This is a genomic window from Microbacterium luteolum, assembly GCF_039533965.1.
Lineage (GTDB): Bacteria > Actinomycetota > Actinomycetes > Actinomycetales > Microbacteriaceae > Microbacterium > Microbacterium luteolum.
In genome coordinates this window covers 3,528,785-3,545,988 of sequence record NZ_BAAAUN010000001.1, presented here as the reverse complement: position 1 = coordinate 3,545,988, position 17,204 = coordinate 3,528,785, and the positions used below count along the sequence as shown (strand labels likewise).

Sequence of the window (17,204 nt, the reverse complement as noted above, 5' to 3'; positions counted from 1 at the left end):
GCCGCAGAAGTTCGGAATGGCCGCAGGAGTGCGGGGCGCACCCGCCGGACGTGCACTCCGCGGCTAGGCCTCCGTGGCCAGCGGGATGATCGGCCGGTGCTCGTAGTACGTCTGCAGCACGACCGTGGTGCGAGTGCTGACGTTCGCCGCGGTCCGCACGTCGCGCACCAGCTCCTCGAGCGCGCGCGGAGAGGCGACGCGCACGAACAGCATGTAGCTGGCGTCACCGGCGATCGAATGACAGGCCTCGATCGCGTCGAGGTGCTCGAGCAGTTCGGGGGCGTTGTCGGGCTGCGCCGGGTCGAGAGGGGTGATCTCGATGAACGCGGAGAGCGGCGTGCCCACCAGCTCGGGGTCGAGGATGGCCCGGTAGCCGGAGATCACGCCGCGCGTCTCGAGGCGGCGCAGGCGCGACTGCACGGCGGAGACCGACAGCCCGATCGCCTCGGACAGCTGAGACAGCGTGGCCCGACCGTCTCGGGCGATCTCCGCGACGATCGCGCGGTCGACAGAATCATCCATGGATGTAAGATTATCGTGAGTATTCCGTTATGACCGGAAAATTTCCGTCAAACTCTCCGATCGGAGGTCCCGATGTCCATCATTTCCGCCAACAGCTCCGCTGCACAGGCCATCGTCGGCGAACCCGAGGTCGTGGAAGACGCTTCGACAGGCTCAGTGCAGGCGCAGGTCGCTGAGAACTCCGCGGCCTGGGCGCAGCTCAAGGACGCCGCGATCGCGATCCGCGAGCTCCAGGTCAAGGACGGCTCGATCCCCGACGCGGCGCACCACGCGGTCGCCCACGAACTCGTCGCCGCGATCACCGCCGGCATCCGCGCTCTGACTCCCGCCTTCCCGCACGACGCCGACTACCTCGCCGCCTCGATCGTCGACTTCGACCGCTGGGCGTCGGAGGGCTTCGGCGTACCGGACTTCCTCGACTCGCTCGTGGCCTTCCAGCCGCAGCAGCACCGTGTCGACGGCATCCGTCACCTCGTGGTCTTCCCGATGTACACGCAGAACGGTTCGAGCGACCGCCTCGTCGAGGCGCTCATCGTCGAGACCATCTGGCCGGAGTTCATCGCCGACCTCGAAGCCGGCGACTACGGCAACAAGCTGTTCGTCTCGCTCCGGCTCGTGGACTTCACGCCGGGCTACGACACCAACTCGGCCGTGCTGTTCCCCGAGACCGTCGCGATGCGCGAGATCCCGTCGTTCACGTGGGGCGCGATCTTCCAGGATCGCGAGGCCGCTCGGTACCGTCGCGTCACCCGCGCCGCCGCCGAGATCACGAAGCTCGACCTGCCGGAGCGCGCTGCCGCGATGCTCGACGACCAGGCGCTGACCGAGCGCGCGTTCGTGATGTGGGACATCATCCACGACCGCACGCACATGCGCGGCGACCTGCCGTTCGACCCGTTCATGATCAAGCAGCGGATGCCGTTCTTCCTCTACTCGCTGGAGGAGCTTCGGTGCGACCTGACCGCCTTCCGCGAGTCGGTGAGGATCGAGCGGTCGCTCGCGGCTCGCGCCGCCGCGGATGAGCAGCTCACCGCGATCGAGCAGGAGACGCTCGACCAGGCCGGTCTCGTGCAGTACGCCGTGATCTTCGACCGCATCTTCCGGTTCGCGATCACGGGTTCGCGCGTGCGCAACTACGACGGGCTCGGCGGCCAGCTGCTGTTCGCCTGGCTGCACCAGCGCGGCGTGCTGCACTGGACCGACACCGCTCTGGCGTTCGACTGGGATGCCGTGCCCGACGCGGTCGTGGCTCTCGGCGACGCGATCGACGAGCTGTACTGGCGCTCGATCGACCGCCCGAAGACCGCGCACTGGCTCGCCGCCTACGACCTGGTCCGCAGCGTTCTCACGCCGCACCCGGCGTCGAACTGGGCGCGCGGGTTGTCGGACGAGATCCTCTCCGGCGCGCCGAAGGGGTACACCGACGCGGTGCTGGACGACGAGTTCCCGCTGTCGATGTTCTTCGAGGCGCTCGACAAGAAGATGAAGCCCGTGATCGAGTCGACCGTCGGCATCCGCGGCACCGACGACTGATCCGCCGGCCGCTTCTGCGGCTTTTCCGAACTTCTGCGGCCTCTACGGGCCGGATCGGCCGCAGAAGTTCGCATCATCCGCGAAAGTTGAGCACATGACTGTCACCGATCGCACCATCGTCCTGGCCGGAGCGACCAGCGCGTCGGGCCTCGCCGTCGCGCGAGCCCTGCTCGACGCCGGCGCCCGCGTCGTCGCCACCGGTCGCTCGGCCGAGCACCTCCAGCCGCTGGCGGATGCCGGTGCTCAGGTCGAGGTCGCCGACGCGACGTCGCTCGAAGACATGACCGCTCTCGCCGACCGTCTCGACGCCGTCGACGGCGTGGTCTCCCTGGTCGGCGGATGGCGCGGCGGCGGCGGCCTCGTCGGGCAGTCCGACGAGGACTTCCACGCCCTGCTGCCCGCCCTGGAGGCGGTGCGTGCGACGAGCCGCGCCTTCGACACCGCCCTGCGCGCCTCGGGGGCCGGACGCTTCGCGATCGTGTCGTCGACGGCGGTCGCCCGCCCATTGGCCGGAGGGGCGAACTACGCGGCGGTGAAGGCCGCGAGCGAGGCCTGGGCCCGTGCGGTCGCGCAGGGTTATGCGAAGGCAGCGCGGGATGCCGGCGAGCCGCTGCGCGCGGCATCCGTCGTCTTCCGCGCGAAAGCGCTCGACCCCGCGACGCTCGCTCCCGCGGTCCTCGCTCTGTGGGACGCGGATGCCGCCGAGCTCAACGACCGGATCATCGACCTGGCCTGAGGCCCTGCGGCGGCGTGTCTAGCGGCGCTCCGGAATCTCCGGCGGCAGTCCGCGCACAGGCGGAGGCGCATCGAAGACTCGATCGTCGGCATCCCGATTCTCGGCGTCATCCGCGGCCTCGGCACCTGCCCGGTCCTCGTCCGCACCGTCAGCATCCTCGTCTTCCGGCTTCGGATCGGGCGCCGTCGCGTACAGCTCGGTGAGGTGGCGATACGAGCGCGTGAAGAACGCCAGCGTCGCGGCGACCACCATGATCAGCCCGGCGAACAGGCAGATCAGTGCGATGCCCCGAGCCTCCCCCTCGCCGAGCAGCCAGCCCCATTGCTGCTGCCCCGTGGAGCTGTCCATGTACGGGATGATGAGGAACTCGGCGAGCGGCGCGATGAGGAACGCCGTGATCGGGGCTGCCGCCGCCTCCATGGCCGCGGCCACACCGAACACCCTTCCCTGGCGCTCGAACGGCACGACCTTCTGGATCACGGTCTGCTCCGCTGCTTCGACCGGTGGGACGAGAGCCATGTACAGCCACATGCCGATCACGTAGAGCGGCCACCACTCGCGCAGCATGAAGACCGCGCCGAGCAGTCCCATCGCGATGACGACGAGCAGCATGGTGCGCACGGGTTTGCGTCCGAGGCCGAACTTCGCGACGAGGCCGCCGCCGATCAGGAACCCGGTCGAGGCGAAGGCCAGGGCGAAGCCCCAGGTCTGTGCGTCGAACAGCGTGAGCCCGTACGGGTCCATCAGCGCCATGTAGACGCCGCCGATGAGGTTGTTGAACGTCGAGAAGATGATCAGGGCGAACAGCCCCGGCGCGAGCCTGATCGCCTGCACGCTGCCGCGGAAGTCCAACGCGCTCTTGCCGTTCGGATCAGGTTCCGGCGTGCCCTCCGGGATACGGATGAACAACAGGTGAGCGAACGTGACGGCCATCGCCGCGATCGCTATCGCGAGAGTCCATCCCATGCCGAGGAACCCGATCGACAGTCCGGAGAACACGCTGGTCACCAGGAACGCGAGGCCCTGCACCGTGCCGACGAGGCCGTTGGCGTTCGCACGCTTCTCTTCCGGCACGAGGAGCGTGACCGTGGTCGACAGCGCGATGTTGCGCAGCTGCTCGATCACCCCGCCGAACAGGATGAACCCGGAGAAGAGCCAGAACCAGGGCCCGCCGAGATCGAGGAGAGGCGCCTCGCCCTGCCAGACGTAGAGGACGCCGGCGATGAGGAAGGCCACAGCCGAGATCACGCTCGACAGCAGCATGACAGTGTGCTTGCGGTGCCGATCGACGATCGTGCCGAACAGCATCGCGAAGAACGCGACGAAGAGCATGTAGGCACCGCCGATGATGCCTGTGGCGAGCACGGACTGGGTCTCGATGTACACCCAGAAGGTGAGCGCGAACCACAGGAAGCTCGTCGTCACGTTCGCGATGAGCGTGTTGACGAGGACGTTGGCGAATGCGGTCTTCGCTGCGGTGCGCTCCATGTCTCCGAGGGTAGGTGCCCCCTCCGACATCCGGAACCCCCTCGGCCGTGCCCGACGGTGCCCGTCCGGGACATAGGCTTGTGCGGTGAGCCTTACGCATGACCCCGCGATCCGGGGATTCGCCAGTGACAACTACTCCGGCATCCACCCCGAAGTCCTCGCGGCGATCGCCGCGGCGAACGGGGGCCACCAGGTGGCCTACGGCGAGGACGCCTACACCGTGCGCCTGCAGGAGGTCTTCCAGGCGCAGTTCGGCGAAGGCGTACAGGCCTTCCCGGTGTTCAACGGCACCGGCGCGAACGTCACGGGCCTCCAGTCGATGCTCCCCCGCTGGGGTGCGGTGATCGCGGCCTCGACCGCGCACATCAACGTCGACGAGGGCGGCGCCCCCGAGAAGATCGGCGGGTTCAAGCTGCTCACCGTCCCCACCGACGACGGAAAGCTCACCCCCGAGCTCATCGATCTCGAGGCGTGGGGCTGGGGCGACGAGCACCGCGCGCAGCCCCTCGTCGTCTCGATCACGCAGTCCACCGAGCTCGGCACCCTCTACACGGCCGAGGAGATCCGCGCGATCGCCGACCACGCCCACGAGCGCGGCATGAAGCTGCACCTCGACGGTGCGCGTCTGTCGAATGCGGCCGCGGCCCTCGACCTGCCCCTGCGCGCCTTCACACGCGACGCCGGCGTCGACGTGCTCAGCTTCGGCGGCACGAAGAACGGCGCGATGCTCGGCGAGGCCGTCGTCGTGCTGAACCCCGCGGCATCCGACGGCCTCATCTACTCGCGCAAGTTCAACATGCAGCTCTCCTCGAAGATGCGCTTCGTGTCGGCACAGCTGATCGCGCTGCTCGAGGGTGACCTGTGGCTGCGCAACGCGCGGCACTCCAACGCGATGGCCGCCCGACTCCGGGCATCCGTCGAGGCGGGCATCGCCGACGGCTCGATCCGCGGCGTGAGCTTCACGCAGCCGACCCAGTCGAACGGCGTCTTCGCGACGCTGCCCGACGGCGTCGCCGACAGCCTGCGCGAGTCGTTCCGCTTCTACGACTGGGATGCCGCACGCAACGAGGTCCGCTGGATGTGCAGCTTCGACACCGAGGAGTCCGACGTCGACGCCTTCGTGGCGGAGCTGTCGCGCCTCACCAGCGCCTGAGCGCGCGACTCACGCGCCCGGAGACTCCCCCGCGCGTCAGGATTCGACGACGCGGGTGAACTCCTCGCGCGTCGTCTGCAGATGCGCGCGCATCGCGGCATCCGCCGCTGCGGCATCGCCACGGCGCACGGCCTCGAGGATCTGCTCGTGCGCGTCCCAGCTCGACTCCTTGACGAAGTCGAAGCTGATCAGGTCGACGGGCTCGAACATCCGCACCCTCGCCTCCTCGACCGCGTCGCGCACGAAGGAATTGCCCGACGCCTCGGCGAGCGCGATGTGGAAGTCCGTGTCGGCGATGCGCGACTCCGCCTTCGTGGCAGCCTCGGCGAGGTCGCGCTGAGCCTGCGCCATCGCCTCCAGGTCGTCGTCGCTGCGGCGGACAGCGGCCAGCGCCGCCCCGCCGGATTCGACGATCGCGCGGAACTCGGTGAGCTCGCCGATCTCGCCCGAGCGCGTGCGGACCTCTTCGCGGATGAGCCGCGGGTCGAGTGCGGCATCCTGCACGATCGCCCCGCCGGACGCGCCGCGCGAGATCACGATCTGACCGCTCCCCTCGAGGATGCGCAGGGCCTGCCGGAGGGTCTCGCGCGAGACGCCCAGCTGCTCGGAGAGCCGCCGCTCCGGCGGAAGCCGATCGCCGGGCCGGATGCGTCCGAGAGCCATCTCGCGCCGGAGGAAACCGGCGACGGCCTGATACCCGGACACGGGCTGCAGCACGGCACGGGAGAAGTCGTGCGGCGCGTCGTCACGCTCGCTCATCCGCACTCCTCCGATCAGAGGGGGAGCCCTGGGCGATCGGAGCCCACGACCTGCTTCCCCACGAAGAAGTCAAGCACATCGGCGTCTCCGTGCCCGCCCAGACCGCTCGCGCCGAAGAAGCTCTGCGCCGATTCCGGCGACATGTCGAGCACGCTCGTGCCGTTGACCTTGACCTCTCCCGCGACGAGCCGGGTGCCGAGTGCGGCCGCAGCTTCCTCGTCCGCGCCGAAGACGTAGCCGGCGAGCCCGACCTGGCCGGTGTTCGCGAGGGCGACGGCTTCGTCCTCGTCGGCGTACCCGCCCACGAGCAGCATCGGTCCGAACACCTCGTCGGCGAGACCCGGCCCGTCGAGCACTGCCACCGTCGGTGCGAAGAACCACCCCTGCGCCGGAGTCTGCGAGACGCTCAGCACCTCGGCTCCGGCATCCGCCAGCCGGTCCCGCTGTGCGGCGAGCTCATCGCGGCGGGCGGCGAAGGCGACGGGCCCCACCTCGGTCGCATCGTCGAGGCTCGAGCCGATCACGCGCCGCCCGAACTCGGCGATCAGCAGTGCCGCCAACTCGTCGCGACGTTCCCGGTCGACGAGCACGCGCCGCGGCGCCTCGCACCACTGACCTGACAGCTTGAGAACCCCGTCGGTCAGCGCCTTCGCCGCAGCCTCCAGGTCGGCATCCGCACGGACGATCGCCGCGTTGTTGGAGCCGAGCTCCAGCTGGAGCCGGGCGAAGCGCGGGGCGGCCGTCGCGGCGATCGCCCGGCCCGTCGGCGTGGAACCCGTCATCGAGATCGCGGCGATCCGCTCGTCGGCGACCAGGGCGCGTCCGATCCCTCCGCTGCCCTGCACGAGCCCGACCACCCCGTCGGGGATGCCCGCCGCGTGCACGCCCTCGAGCAGGAGCTGAGCGCTCCACGGCGAGAACGACGAGGGCTTCAGCACCACTGTCGCTCCTGCCGCGAGCGCGAACGCCGTCTTCTTGACGGCCATGGCCGAAGGAGCGTTCCAGGGCAGGATCAGCGCGGTCGGTCCCCACGGCACCCGGTGCAGTCGCACGCCGCCCTGCGTGGAGGGCAGGTCGCGCACATCGCCGACCTCCACCGCTCGCCGCGCGGCATCCCGCAGCGTTCCGCCGTTCGCCCCGCCGAACAGTCGTGTGATCGAGATCGGGACTCCGCTGTTGAGGGCGTCCAGCCGGGCGATCTCCTCGGCGCGCTCGTCCAGCCAGTCGGCGAGGGCGATGAGCTTCTCGGCCCGGCGCTCCGGCGCGAGGCTGCGCCAGCGCGCGTCGTCGTGCGCCTCCTGCGCAGCGGCCACGGCGCGGTCGACTTGATCGAGCGTGCTCGACGCAGAGGCGGCCAGCCTCTCCCCCGTGTTCGGGTCGTGCAGCCACGTGCCGTCGCTCTCGGGGCTCTCCTCGGCGACGCCGCCGATCCAGGTGCGCAGGGCGGGATAGGTCATGTCAGATCCGATCGAAGTAGCGGTGCAGGTCCCAGTCCGTGACACGGGACATGAACGTCGTCCACTCGTGCTCGAGCAGCACCTGCTGGTGCGAGATGACGTCGGGCGTGAGGAGCTCCTGCACCAGCGTGCTCTCGCCGAACAGGATGCTCGCCTGACGTGGATCCGCGGGCATCGCTCCGTCACCGGGCAGGTCGTAGGCGCTGCCGGTCACGGGATCCGCGAGCGCGGTGTCCTTGTCCATGCCGTCGCGCGCCGACGCCAGGAGCCCGGTGAGGGTGAAGTACGGGTTCGTGTCGGCCCCGGGGAGACGGAACTCGAACCGCAGCGCCTTCGGCGAGTGCCCGACCACGCGCACGGTCGTCGTGCGGTTGTCGAAGCCCCAGGTGCGCCCGTTCCCCGCGACGTCGGCGGAGTTGCTGCGACGGTAGGCGTTCACGGTCGGGGCGTACCACGCCATCAGTGCGGGCGCGTGCTCGAGCGCCCCGGCGATCGCCGCCCGCATCCGCCCGCTGAGGTGATCGTCGGCCGACTCGTCCCAGAACACCGCCGTGCCCTGCTCGTCCACGAACGACACGTGCACGTGGCAGGACGACCCCGGCTGGTCGTTGAGCGGCCGGGCCATGAACGTCGCCGACATGCCGGCGCGCGCCGCGGTGTCGCGCACGGCCAGCTTGTAGAGCGCGTGCCGGTCGGCCATCTCCAGCGGATCCCCGTACTCGAACGTCATCTCCCACTGCCCGAGTCCCCACTCGCTCTGCGCGGTCTCGACGAGGATGCCGCTGGCACGGAGGTCGGAGCGCAGCTTCTGGAAGAACGGCTCGTAGAGGTTCCCCTCGTGGATCAGGAAGTCCGAGGGGGTGAGCGTGGTCGGGTCGAGGTCGCGGAAGCCCGAACGACGAAGCTCCCGAGGGTCGTTGCGGAACAGGTAGAACTCGAGCTCGGTCCCCGCGAGCGGGGTGAGTCCTCTCTCGCGGAGGCGCGCGAGCTCCTGCTTCAGGAGCACACGGGGCGAGATCGGCATGGGCTCGTGCGAGTGCACGTCGACCGGGTCGGCGAGGCAGATCGCGACACCCTCGAGCCACGCCGCGGGGCGGAGGGTCTCGAGATCGGGGATGAGCGTCACGTCGGGCACGCCGTTGTGCATGCCGCAGAGGGCGAACCGATTTGCGTCGATCAGCTCGAGGCCCTGCTCGATGTCCCACGACCATGCGCAGGTGCAGATGTCGACGCCGTTCTCGACCACACGACCGAACCCCTCGACGGGGATGCGCCGGCCGACGAGGCGCCCTTGCATGTCGGGCGTCGCGACGATCACCGTGCGGATGCCGGCGGCCTCGAGCTCCTCGGGCGCGAGGCGTACATCATCGATCATCGTGTCAGCCACCCTCCGTCGACAGGGAGCTGGATGCCGTCGATCCAGGACGCCTCGTCGCTGAGCAGCCAGGATACGGCCGACGCGATGTCGGCGGGGAGCCCGACCCGGGGCACGAGCAGGCGCTGCTTCATGAACTCCAGCGCCTCGTCGCTCGTGACGCTCTCGTAGTCGAAGAAGTCGGTGGCGATGGGACCGGGCGCGACGCAGTTGACGCGGATGTTCTTCGCGGCGAGCTCGACCGCCAGAGCCTTGGTGAGCATGGGCACTCCGCCCTTGCTCGCGTTGTAGTGCGGCTGCGCGGTGCCGGTGCTCGTCACGACGACGAGGGCCTCGACCGTGGAGAGGTTCACGATCGCGCCGCCGCCGGATTCGGCGATGAGCGGGGCGACTTCCTGGGCGACGAGGAACTGGCCCTTGAGGTTGATGTCGAAGACGAAGTCCCATGCTTCCTCGGTGAGGGTCTCGAACGAGTGCTCCGTCACGACGCCGGCGTTGTTGATCAGCAGGTGCAGCGCTCCCCATTCCTCGCGGGCGCGTTCGACGGCGGCGCGGATCTGGTCCCGCGACCGCACGTCGACGACGGCGGCGACGGCGGTGCCGCCGGCCTCCTCGATGAGGCGCACGGTCTCGGCCGCACCGTCTGCCGAGACGTCGGTGACGAGAACCCGGGCGCCCTCGCCCGCGAGGCGGAGGGCCGTCTCGCGACCGATCCCGGAGCCTGCGCCGGTGATGAAGGCGTTCTTGTCTGCGTGTCGCATTTCTTCTCCTTGCTCGGTGACGCCTAGGCGACGTTCTGCGTTGCGGACACGACGGCGAGCGTCGTGCGGGCGGATGCCTGATCGACCAGCCAGCCGAAGACCGGATCGGTCTCGAAGACCTCGGGATGCCACTGCACCCCGACGACCGGGAGGCCTTCGAGCTCGATGGCCTCGACGATCCCGTCCGGCGCCCAGCCGGTCACCACGATCCCGGTCCCCGGCACGTCGACCGCCTGATGGTGGAACGAGTTGACCCGCGTCGTCTCGCCGTAGAGGGCGTGCGCGACGCTGCCCGCCGCCGTGCGCACCTCGTGCACGCGGTGCGCACGGGGGTAGGCGTACGAGCCGTGCGACTCTCCCTCGCCGTGAGCGAGGTGCGGGTGGAGCGTGCCGCCGCGGACGACGTTGAGGAGCTGGGCGCCGCGACAGACGCCGAGCAGCGGGACGGCCCCGTCGATCGCGGCCTCGATGAGTCCGGCCTCGAACTCATCTCGCTGCGGGTCGATCAGCGGTGTGAACGGCCCCGGCGTCCGACCGTAACGACGCGGGTCCACATCATCGCCGCCGACGATCACGACGCCGTCGAGGCGCTCGACGAGCTCCGCCGGCGCAGCATCCATGGGCAGGTGCACCGGCAGGCCGCCGGCACGGAGAACGGATGTCGAGTACTCGCTGAGATATGCCTCGAGCGGCGCGTCGGCGAAGCCGTGCGGTGCGCCGATCGCGGCGCCCCGCAGTCGTCGACCGGAGATGCCGATCAGGGGGCGGGCCAGGGCGGAAGTGCCGATGATGTCCATCCTTCGTCTGCGTGGTCGGGGTCGGGGTCGTGGGTCAGGCGTTCTCGTCGAAGCGGCGCATGATCTGCGCGTACGCCTCGGGGGCCTTCGCCCGCATGACGGCGGCCTGCACGAGGCCGATCACGGGCGCGAGGACGACGACGGCCACCAGCGTGACGCTGATCGGACCCCAGGCGGGGTTCCCCTCGGCATCGACGTCGCTCACGAGCAGCGGGAAGTTGGCGGCGATGAGCACGGCGGAGACGGCCAGCCCGAGGAAGCCCAGGACGGGAGCGATGACGGTGTGCCACGGGCTCCGCAGCTGGCGCGTACGGCCGAAGTACACGACGACCGCGAGGCAGGTGACCGCCATGAGGATGACGATCGCGAGCGTCCCGATGCCGGCGAACCAGGCGAAGATGTTCTCCGGCGCGAAGCCGATCAGCGCGAGCACGATGATCGCGAGGCCGGAGGTCGCCACCTGCACGATCGAGGCGACGTGAGGCGAACCGTGGCGCGAGTGCACGCCGCCGACGCGGTGCGGCAGCACGCGGGCGTTGGCCATCGCGTGGTGGTAGCGGGTCAGCACGTTGTGCAGCGAGAGGACCGCCGCGAACATGCTGCCGAGGAACAGGACGGCGACGGCGATCGAGCCGACCGGGCCGAGGTACTGCTCGGTCACGCGGGTGATCAGCGTCGTGGGGTCGGCGGCCGCCTCGTCGATGATCGCGCCTTCGCCGACGCCGATCACGATCGCCCAGGCGGCGAACGCGTAGAACACGCCGATGACGATCGCGGAGGCGTAGGTGGCGCGCGGGATCGTGCGCTCCGGCGTGCGCACCTCGTCACGGTAGACGACCGTCGACTCGAACCCGATGAAGCTCGCGATGGCGAACATGAGGCCGAGAGCGGGGGCTCCAGAGAGCACGTTCTGCAACAGGAACGAGCCGAAGGTCACGCCATCCGCTCCCCCGGTGAGCAGGATCACGATGCCCAGCAGCACGACGATGCCGATCTCGGCGAGCAGCACGACCACGAGCACGCGGGAGCTGAGCTCGATCTGCCGGTACCCGAGAGCGCCGACGATCGCGACGGTGGCGAGCGTGAGCAGCCACCACGGGATCTCGGGGCCGCCCAGGAGGGCGATGCTGGAGCTGATCGTCGCCCCCAGGTAGGAGAACACCGCGATCTGCACGGTCGTGTAGCAGATGAGGGCGAGATACGCCGTGGCGAGGCCCGGAGTACGGCCGAGTCCATGCGTGGCGAAGACGAAGAAGGATCCCGCCTTGGGGAGATAGCGGCTCATCGCCGTGAGGCCCACCGAGAAGAGCAGCAGGATCACGGTGGCGACGAGGAACATGACCGGGAATCCGATGCCGTTCCCCACGAGATAGCCGATCGGCACGAGGCCGCCGACCACCGTGAGCGGCGCGGCCGCGGCGATCACCATGAAGGTGACCGAGACCGCCCCGAGGTTTCCGCGGAGGCTGCGGTCCTGTCCTGTTCCTGCGCTGCGCGACGTCGTTGTCGAAGCATCCATGCGAACATCCTTTGCCGATTGGACTAATGGTCTACTTTCTAGCCCATTAGTCCAGCCAGCGCAAGAGTCGCACGCCGAAGAGGCCCCTTCACATCACGCGAGGGGCATGCCGGCAGTCGGCGTGCGGGGGTCTAGCGGAGCAGTCCGAGGTTCGCGAGAGCCAGGCGGATGAGCGTGCCGCGGCCGCCCTCCATCTCGGCGGCGACCGCGTCGGATGCCGCAGCCTCGGGCGGGAACCAGGTCACCTCGAGCGCGTCCTGACGCGGCTCGCACGTACCGGTCACGGGCACGACGAAGGCGAGCGACACCGCGTGCTGGCGGTCGTCGTGGTACGCGCTCACTCCCGGGATGGGGAAGTACTCGGCCACCGTGAACGGCAGCGGCTGCGGCGGAAGGAGCGGGAACGCCATCGGGCCGAGATCGTTCTCGACATGACGGAAGAGCGCGTCGCGGATGGTCTCGCCGAAGCGCACGCGACCAGAGACGATCGTGCGCGTCATCTCACCCATCGGCGTCGAGCGCAGCAGGATGCCGACCTCGGTCACCTGACCGGAACCGTCGGTGCGCACCGGGATCGCCTCGACGTAGAGCATCGGCAGATGCCGCCGCGCCTCTTCGAGCTCGATGTCGCTCAGCCACCCGGGGTTCGAGCCGGGTGCCGACGGATTCGCATCGCGGAAGGCGCCGAGACCGTCGTCTTCGGGTTCCGGGTCGGGATCAGGTGTGCGGACGGACATGTGTCCTTTCTACCAGCCGCGCCTGACCGCGCGGGGTGGACGTGTCGGCATCCGCTGGCAGGATATCGGTGTGAGCGAGAACCTGACGATCGACGATGCGGCGACCAGATGGTCGTCCGCCGACAGAGGGCGGATGCCGCTGCTGGTGCTGCTGCACGGCTACGGCGCCGACGAGCACGACCTGTTCGGCCTCGTCCCCTACCTCCCGGCGGGCATCGCCGTGGCATCCGTTGCCGCCCCCCTGGCGCCGCCGTGGCCGATGCCGGGGCGCTCCTGGTATCCGATCGAGGGCTTGGACGGACGCAGCCCCGACGCGGTGACCGCAGCCGCCGACGCCTTCCTGCGCTGGCTCGACGCCGTGGCCGGCGACGCACCGTCGTCGGTCGCGCTGCTCGGCTTCTCCCAGGGGGCCGCTGTCGCATTGCAGGCCCTCCGTCTCGAACCGGAACGCTTCGGCGCGATCGTGGCACTGAGCGGCTACGCCTCGCCGGGCGATCTGCCGCGCGACGAGGAGCTGCGCGAACTCCGGCCGGCCGTGTTCTGGGGCCGCGGAACGAACGACGACGTCATCCCGCCCGCGCTGATCGACCACACCGCGCAGTGGCTGCCCGACCACTCCGAACTCTCCGGCCGGGTCTACACGGGCCTCACGCACAGCATCTCCGAGGAGGAGCTCGCCGATGTGCGCCTGTTCCTCACGAAGTGGCTCGACGGGATCGAAACGCCCTGATCACGGCGTCGGGCGGCCGTCGTCGCTCGCAGGGCCTTCCGGGTCCTCCGCCGTACCGGGCTTCGTGTTCGGGCGCGCGCTGAACGCGATGGCGAACGTGACCCCGATCGCCACCCCGATGCCGAGGCCGAGGCCCCAGTTCTCCAGGGCGACACCGAGCGAGACGCCGATGCCCACGCCGAGCGCCAGTCCGATGCCGACGCCTTCCAGTGATCGCGGAGGGCTGCTGCGCCCGTTTTCTTCCATGCGCTCACGGTACGGCGACGGGCCTCACGCCACATCCCCCGCACGACGGACCCGCGACACGCCCGGGGTTGCGCGTCGCGACACGCCCGGGTATCGTCGATGCGTCCTGTCCGCCGTGTCTGGAAGTCCTTTGATCTGATCCGTCGCCTCCGCGCTCCTCTTTCCGCGCGCTGACCCGACGACCCTTCGACAGGCTCAGGGATCCATCCCGTTCATGGATCATCCCTTCAGGGACCATCCCGTTCATGGATCATCCCGCCTCTCCAGGACATTCCGCCTCCGCTCCGACCCCTCGCGGCTCGTGACCGAGGCCCGGTGTCAGTGCACCCTCGCACTCGACAGGAGACATCCCCATGTCACAACCCACCCTTCACGCGTCGGTCACTCTCGACCGGCTCACCTTCACCTGGCCGGACGGCTCGACAGCGCTCGACGGGCTCTCCGGCGCCTTCGGCTCTGGACGCACCGGACTCGTCGGCCGCAACGGCGCAGGCAAGTCGACGCTGCTGCGTCTGATGGCCGGCGAACTCGAACCGACATCGGGCGTCGTCGCGGCATCCGGCGAGGTCGCGTACCTCCCACAGCAGCTGACGCTCGACGTCGATCGCCGTGTCGCGGAGCTCCTCGGCGTGTCCGAGGCACTCGACGCGGTGCGCGCGATCAGCGCCGGCGATGTCGACCCGGCGCACTTCGACGCGGTCGGCGACGACTGGGACATCGAGGCGCGCGCCGAGGCGTCTCTCGCCGAAGCGGGCCTCGCCCCGGACTTCCTCGACCGCACGGTCGGCGAGCTCTCGGGCGGCGAGGCGGTGCTGGTGGCGATCGCCGGCATCCGCCTGCGTCGTGCGCCGATCACGCTCCTCGACGAGCCGACCAACAACCTCGACCGCGACGCCAGGGCGAAGCTGGGTGCGATGGTGCAGGCCTGGAAGGGCACGCTCATCGTGGTCAGTCACGACCTGTCGCTGCTCGAGCTCATGGACGACACCGCCGAGCTCTACGCCCAGACCCTGAGCGTCTTCGGAGGCCCGTACTCCGAATGGCGCGCCTGGCTGGACACCGAGCAGGATGCCGCGAAGCAGGCCGAGGTCACCGCGGCGCAGGCGCTCCGCAAGGAGAAGCGCCAGCGCATCGAGGCCGAGGTGAAGCTGTCGCACCGCGCCCGTACGGCGAAGAAGGCGGAGCTCGAGAAGCGCGTGCCGAAGATCGTCGCGCACGGTCGCAAGATGGCGGCCGAGGTGTCGGCGGGAAGGCTGCGCACCGAGGTCGGAGCCAAGGAGGATGCCGCACGCTCCGCCCTCGACGAGGCCGGACACCGCGTGCGCTCGGACGCGTCGATGAAGATCGAGCTGCCCGATCCACAGGTGTCCCGGTCGCGACGCATCGCGACGCTGGCCGACGAGGAGCGGGCCTGGGTCATCCAGGGCCCGGAGCGGGTGGCGCTGATCGGGCCCAACGGGGCCGGGAAGACGACGCTGCTGGAGCGGTTGGTCGCCGGCGCCGCGCTCGAGGCCGGTCACAATTCAGCAAGAACGGAGGATGCGGAGCCGGACGCCCGCGCCGATACGCGGAACCCGCCGGAATCCGACGAGGATGTGCTGAATACTGCACCGCGTCTCGTCGCAACGGCCTCGACCGACCGGATCGGCTACCTGCCGCAACGGGTCGACGGCCTGGACGAGAACCGCTCGGTGTTCGAGAACATCGCGCTCGCCGCGCCTCAGGTGCCCGAGAAGGAGCTGCGCAACCGGCTCGCCCGGTTCCTGATCCGAGGGGCGACGGCCGATCGTCCGGTGTCGGCGATCTCGGGCGGCGAGCGCTTCCGCGTCGCGCTGTCGAAGCTGCTGCTCTCGGATCCACCGCCGCACCTCGTGGTGCTCGACGAGCCGACGAACAACCTCGACATCGACACGGTCGACCAGCTCGTCGAGGCGCTGCGCGCCTACCGTGGGGCCGTGCTCGTCGTGAGCCACGACGACGCGTTCCTCGCGCGGCTCGACCTCGATCTCACGCTCGAGATCGAGGCCGGCGGCACCTTGCGGGAGGTCTAGCGCAACGGAGCCACCCACCACGGCACGACTCCCACTCCGACCGGCCGGAGCGTGCCGTCCTCGTCCAGCACGAGCAGGGTGTTCGGGAACCAGGAATCGGGGGCGGGGGCGATCACCGCCGTCGTCCCCGATGGTCCGGTGACGGCGCGCACGGCATCCGCTCCCATCTCGACGGTGTCGACGACGCGGCCGGTGGCGATCTCGACGCTGCTGAGCAGGGTCTTCTCGGCGTTCACCGACTCCCGATGCTGCACGAGCACGAACCCGGAGCCGGATGCCGCCGGAGCCGGGATGTCTTCTCCCGTCATCCGGCTCGCCGCCTCGAGGAGAGCCTCGATGTCGTCGGGGTCGACGCCGGTGAAGTCGCCCTCGAGGAACTGGCCGGTGTCGAGCATCACGCCGAGCTGCGGCTCCACACCCGTCTCGGGAAGGATCTCCGCGTCGACCAGTTCCGTGCGGCGGATGGTCTGCTGGTCGGACGAGGCGATCACCAGGGCGTCTCGGCTCACCGCCTCGGAGAGCTGCTCGATCGTGAAGGTCGTGCCGTCGGGAGCCATGGCCTCGTCGACGAGGCGCGTGAGCGCGGAGGTGTCGAGGAACGCCGAGGAGCTCAGCGTGCCCTGCCAGCGGCTCGCCACCGCGGGATCCGCCGGCTGGGCGTCCACCCCGCCCACCGGGATCTGCACGAATCCCCCGGTCGCACTGAGTGCGACGACGGCGTTCGCCTCCGCGTCGTAGCCGTAGGCCGACGCGGAGAGCACCGCGTCGGTGCCGAGCCCGGCGATGCCGGTGCCCTGCGCCTCGATCGCCCCCGTCGCCGCGTCGAGGATCACGAGGCCCTCGTCGGTGCCGACGTAGACCCGCGACGAGTCGCCGGCCAGGGTGGCCGCCTCGCTCGCGAGCTCCTCGTTCAGCCGCTGGTCCCACAGCGCCTTGCCGTCGCTGAGGCGGATCGCCGTCGCCCTGGTCTGGAAGATGGGCTCGAACATGCCGGGGCGGGACGTGTCGGCGTAGACGACGACTGCCACGTCCTGCTCGTCGATACTGATGACCGCGGACCCCGGCAGGATCTCGACATCGCGGGTCGGTGGCGTGGAGATCCAGGCGACCAGGGCGATCACCCCTCCGATGAGGACCGGCGCCAGGAAGAAGCCGAGGAACCGCAGCCGGATGCGCCGGCGCACCTTCCGCGGATCACGCGGGCCTCGCGTCGGAAGCGACGTCGACTGCAGCGGCAGGACCGAGGTGCCGTTCAACACATACCCTCGCGACTCGTTGGTGTTCATGCCGCCAGGATCCCGTGGCGCACGGATCTCCCGATCACGGGTTTCTGCCGCGCG

The 17,204-nt window shown here is 69.8% G+C and carries 16 protein-coding genes; 5 read left to right on the top strand and 11 right to left on the bottom strand.

What is annotated here, in order from left to right:
* Positions 1–63: 63 nt before the first annotated feature.
* On the bottom strand, positions 64–522 hold the full coding sequence (locus ABD648_RS17145; RefSeq protein WP_116635623.1) for an Lrp/AsnC family transcriptional regulator: 459 nt from the start codon (positions 520–522) through the stop codon (positions 64–66).
* A 72-nt stretch (positions 523–594) separates the two neighbouring features.
* On the opposite strand from ABD648_RS17145, the gene ABD648_RS17140 reads away from it, so the two are divergent.
* Both ABD648_RS17140 and ABD648_RS17135 read left to right on the top strand, forming a co-directional pair.
* Positions 595–2,055, top strand: coding sequence for a DUF6421 family protein (locus ABD648_RS17140; RefSeq protein WP_282216172.1), 1,461 nt, complete (start codon positions 595–597; stop codon positions 2,053–2,055).
* 94 nt (positions 2,056–2,149) lie between these two features.
* Positions 2,150–2,791 carry an SDR family oxidoreductase gene (locus ABD648_RS17135; RefSeq protein ID WP_282216171.1) on the top strand — a complete coding sequence of 214 codons (642 nt, stop codon included), beginning with the start codon at positions 2,150–2,152 and terminating at the stop codon, positions 2,789–2,791.
* Positions 2,792–2,809: 18 nt separating this feature from the next.
* Here ABD648_RS17135 and ABD648_RS17130 read toward each other — a convergent pair whose 3' ends face one another.
* A complete protein-coding gene (locus tag ABD648_RS17130) occupies positions 2,810–4,279 on the bottom strand; it encodes an MFS transporter (RefSeq protein ID WP_282216170.1) in 1,470 nt (489 codons plus the stop codon).
* 85 nt (positions 4,280–4,364) lie between these two features.
* On the opposite strand from ABD648_RS17130, the gene ABD648_RS17125 reads away from it, so the two are divergent.
* Complete coding sequence (locus tag ABD648_RS17125) at positions 4,365–5,432, top strand: threonine aldolase family protein (protein WP_282216169.1); 1,068 nt, start codon at positions 4,365–4,367, stop codon at positions 5,430–5,432.
* A 36-nt stretch (positions 5,433–5,468) separates the two neighbouring features.
* Here ABD648_RS17125 and ABD648_RS17120 read toward each other — a convergent pair whose 3' ends face one another.
* The 7 genes from ABD648_RS17120 to ABD648_RS17090 form a co-directional block, all read right to left on the bottom strand.
* Complete coding sequence (locus ABD648_RS17120) at positions 5,469–6,191, bottom strand: FadR/GntR family transcriptional regulator (RefSeq protein WP_282216168.1); 723 nt, start codon at positions 6,189–6,191, stop codon at positions 5,469–5,471.
* A gap of 14 nt (positions 6,192–6,205) precedes the next feature.
* Positions 6,206–7,648 carry an aldehyde dehydrogenase family protein gene (locus ABD648_RS17115; protein ID WP_282216167.1) on the bottom strand — a complete coding sequence of 481 codons (1,443 nt, stop codon included), beginning with the start codon at positions 7,646–7,648 and terminating at the stop codon, positions 6,206–6,208.
* A 1-nt stretch (position 7,649) separates the two neighbouring features.
* A complete protein-coding gene (locus tag ABD648_RS17110) occupies positions 7,650–9,023 on the bottom strand; it encodes a glutamine synthetase family protein (RefSeq protein ID WP_282216166.1) in 1,374 nt (457 codons plus the stop codon).
* Positions 9,020–9,784: an SDR family NAD(P)-dependent oxidoreductase gene (locus tag ABD648_RS17105; RefSeq protein WP_282216165.1), complete on the bottom strand. Its 765-nt coding sequence runs from the start codon at positions 9,782–9,784 to the stop codon at positions 9,020–9,022. The genes ABD648_RS17110 and ABD648_RS17105 overlap by 4 nt, the downstream gene beginning before the upstream one ends.
* 23 nt (positions 9,785–9,807) lie before the next feature.
* Entirely contained in the window at positions 9,808–10,581 is a 774-nt protein-coding gene (locus tag ABD648_RS17100) for a gamma-glutamyl-gamma-aminobutyrate hydrolase family protein (protein WP_282216164.1), read from the bottom strand.
* A gap of 34 nt (positions 10,582–10,615) precedes the next feature.
* Entirely contained in the window at positions 10,616–12,100 is a 1,485-nt protein-coding gene (locus ABD648_RS17095; protein WP_282216163.1) for an APC family permease, read from the bottom strand.
* 131 nt (positions 12,101–12,231) lie between these two features.
* On the bottom strand, positions 12,232–12,837 hold the full coding sequence (locus ABD648_RS17090; RefSeq protein ID WP_282216162.1) for a DUF4916 domain-containing protein: 606 nt from the start codon (positions 12,835–12,837) through the stop codon (positions 12,232–12,234).
* Positions 12,838–12,907: 70 nt separating this feature from the next.
* Between ABD648_RS17090 and ABD648_RS17085 the strand changes: the two genes are divergently transcribed.
* A complete protein-coding gene (locus tag ABD648_RS17085) occupies positions 12,908–13,567 on the top strand; it encodes an alpha/beta hydrolase (RefSeq protein WP_282216161.1) in 660 nt (219 codons plus the stop codon).
* Here the strand turns inward: ABD648_RS17085 and ABD648_RS17080 are convergent, their stop codons facing one another.
* Positions 13,568–13,813 carry a glycine zipper domain-containing protein gene (locus ABD648_RS17080; protein WP_282216160.1) on the bottom strand — a complete coding sequence of 82 codons (246 nt, stop codon included), beginning with the start codon at positions 13,811–13,813 and terminating at the stop codon, positions 13,568–13,570.
* 353 nt (positions 13,814–14,166) lie between these two features.
* Here ABD648_RS17080 and ABD648_RS17075 point away from each other — a divergent pair, with 353 nt between their 5' ends.
* The gene (locus ABD648_RS17075; RefSeq protein ID WP_282216159.1) at positions 14,167–15,864 is read left to right on the top strand and encodes an ABC-F family ATP-binding cassette domain-containing protein; all 1,698 of its coding nucleotides are present in this window, start codon (positions 14,167–14,169) and stop codon (positions 15,862–15,864) included.
* On the opposite strand, the gene ABD648_RS17070 is transcribed toward ABD648_RS17075, so the two are convergent.
* Positions 15,861–17,150 (bottom strand): PA2928 family protein, encoded by a 1,290-nt coding sequence (locus tag ABD648_RS17070; protein WP_282216158.1) that lies wholly within the window; start codon positions 17,148–17,150, stop codon positions 15,861–15,863. The two genes, ABD648_RS17075 and ABD648_RS17070, sit on opposite strands and share 4 nt — an antisense overlap.
* Positions 17,151–17,204: the final 54 nt, after the last annotated feature.

Excerpts from the sequence above, each read along its gene's own strand:
- ABD648_RS17075 (WP_282216159.1), top strand. The coding sequence starts at position 14,167 with ATGTCACAACCCACCCTTCACGCGTCGGTCACTCTCGACCGGCTCACC.
- ABD648_RS17130 (WP_282216170.1), bottom strand. The coding sequence starts at position 4,279 with ATGGAGCGCACCGCAGCGAAGACCGCATTCGCCAACGTCCTCGTCAAC.
- ABD648_RS17095 (WP_282216163.1), bottom strand. The coding sequence starts at position 12,100 with ATGGATGCTTCGACAACGACGTCGCGCAGCGCAGGAACAGGACAGGAC.
- ABD648_RS17120 (WP_282216168.1), bottom strand. The coding sequence starts at position 6,191 with ATGAGCGAGCGTGACGACGCGCCGCACGACTTCTCCCGTGCCGTGCTG.
- ABD648_RS17080 (WP_282216160.1), bottom strand. The coding sequence starts at position 13,813 with ATGGAAGAAAACGGGCGCAGCAGCCCTCCGCGATCACTGGAAGGCGTC.
- ABD648_RS17135 (WP_282216171.1), top strand. The coding sequence starts at position 2,150 with ATGACTGTCACCGATCGCACCATCGTCCTGGCCGGAGCGACCAGCGCG.
- ABD648_RS17090 (WP_282216162.1), bottom strand. The coding sequence starts at position 12,837 with ATGTCCGTCCGCACACCTGATCCCGACCCGGAACCCGAAGACGACGGT.
- ABD648_RS17100 (WP_282216164.1), bottom strand. The coding sequence starts at position 10,581 with ATGGACATCATCGGCACTTCCGCCCTGGCCCGCCCCCTGATCGGCATC.
- ABD648_RS17070 (WP_282216158.1), bottom strand. The coding sequence starts at position 17,150 with ATGAACACCAACGAGTCGCGAGGGTATGTGTTGAACGGCACCTCGGTC.
- ABD648_RS17145 (WP_116635623.1), bottom strand. The coding sequence starts at position 522 with ATGGATGATTCTGTCGACCGCGCGATCGTCGCGGAGATCGCCCGAGAC.
- ABD648_RS17115 (WP_282216167.1), bottom strand. The coding sequence starts at position 7,648 with ATGACCTATCCCGCCCTGCGCACCTGGATCGGCGGCGTCGCCGAGGAG.
- ABD648_RS17110 (WP_282216166.1), bottom strand. The coding sequence starts at position 9,023 with ATGATCGATGATGTACGCCTCGCGCCCGAGGAGCTCGAGGCCGCCGGC.
- ABD648_RS17105 (WP_282216165.1), bottom strand. The coding sequence starts at position 9,784 with ATGCGACACGCAGACAAGAACGCCTTCATCACCGGCGCAGGCTCCGGG.
- ABD648_RS17140 (WP_282216172.1), top strand. The coding sequence starts at position 595 with ATGTCCATCATTTCCGCCAACAGCTCCGCTGCACAGGCCATCGTCGGC.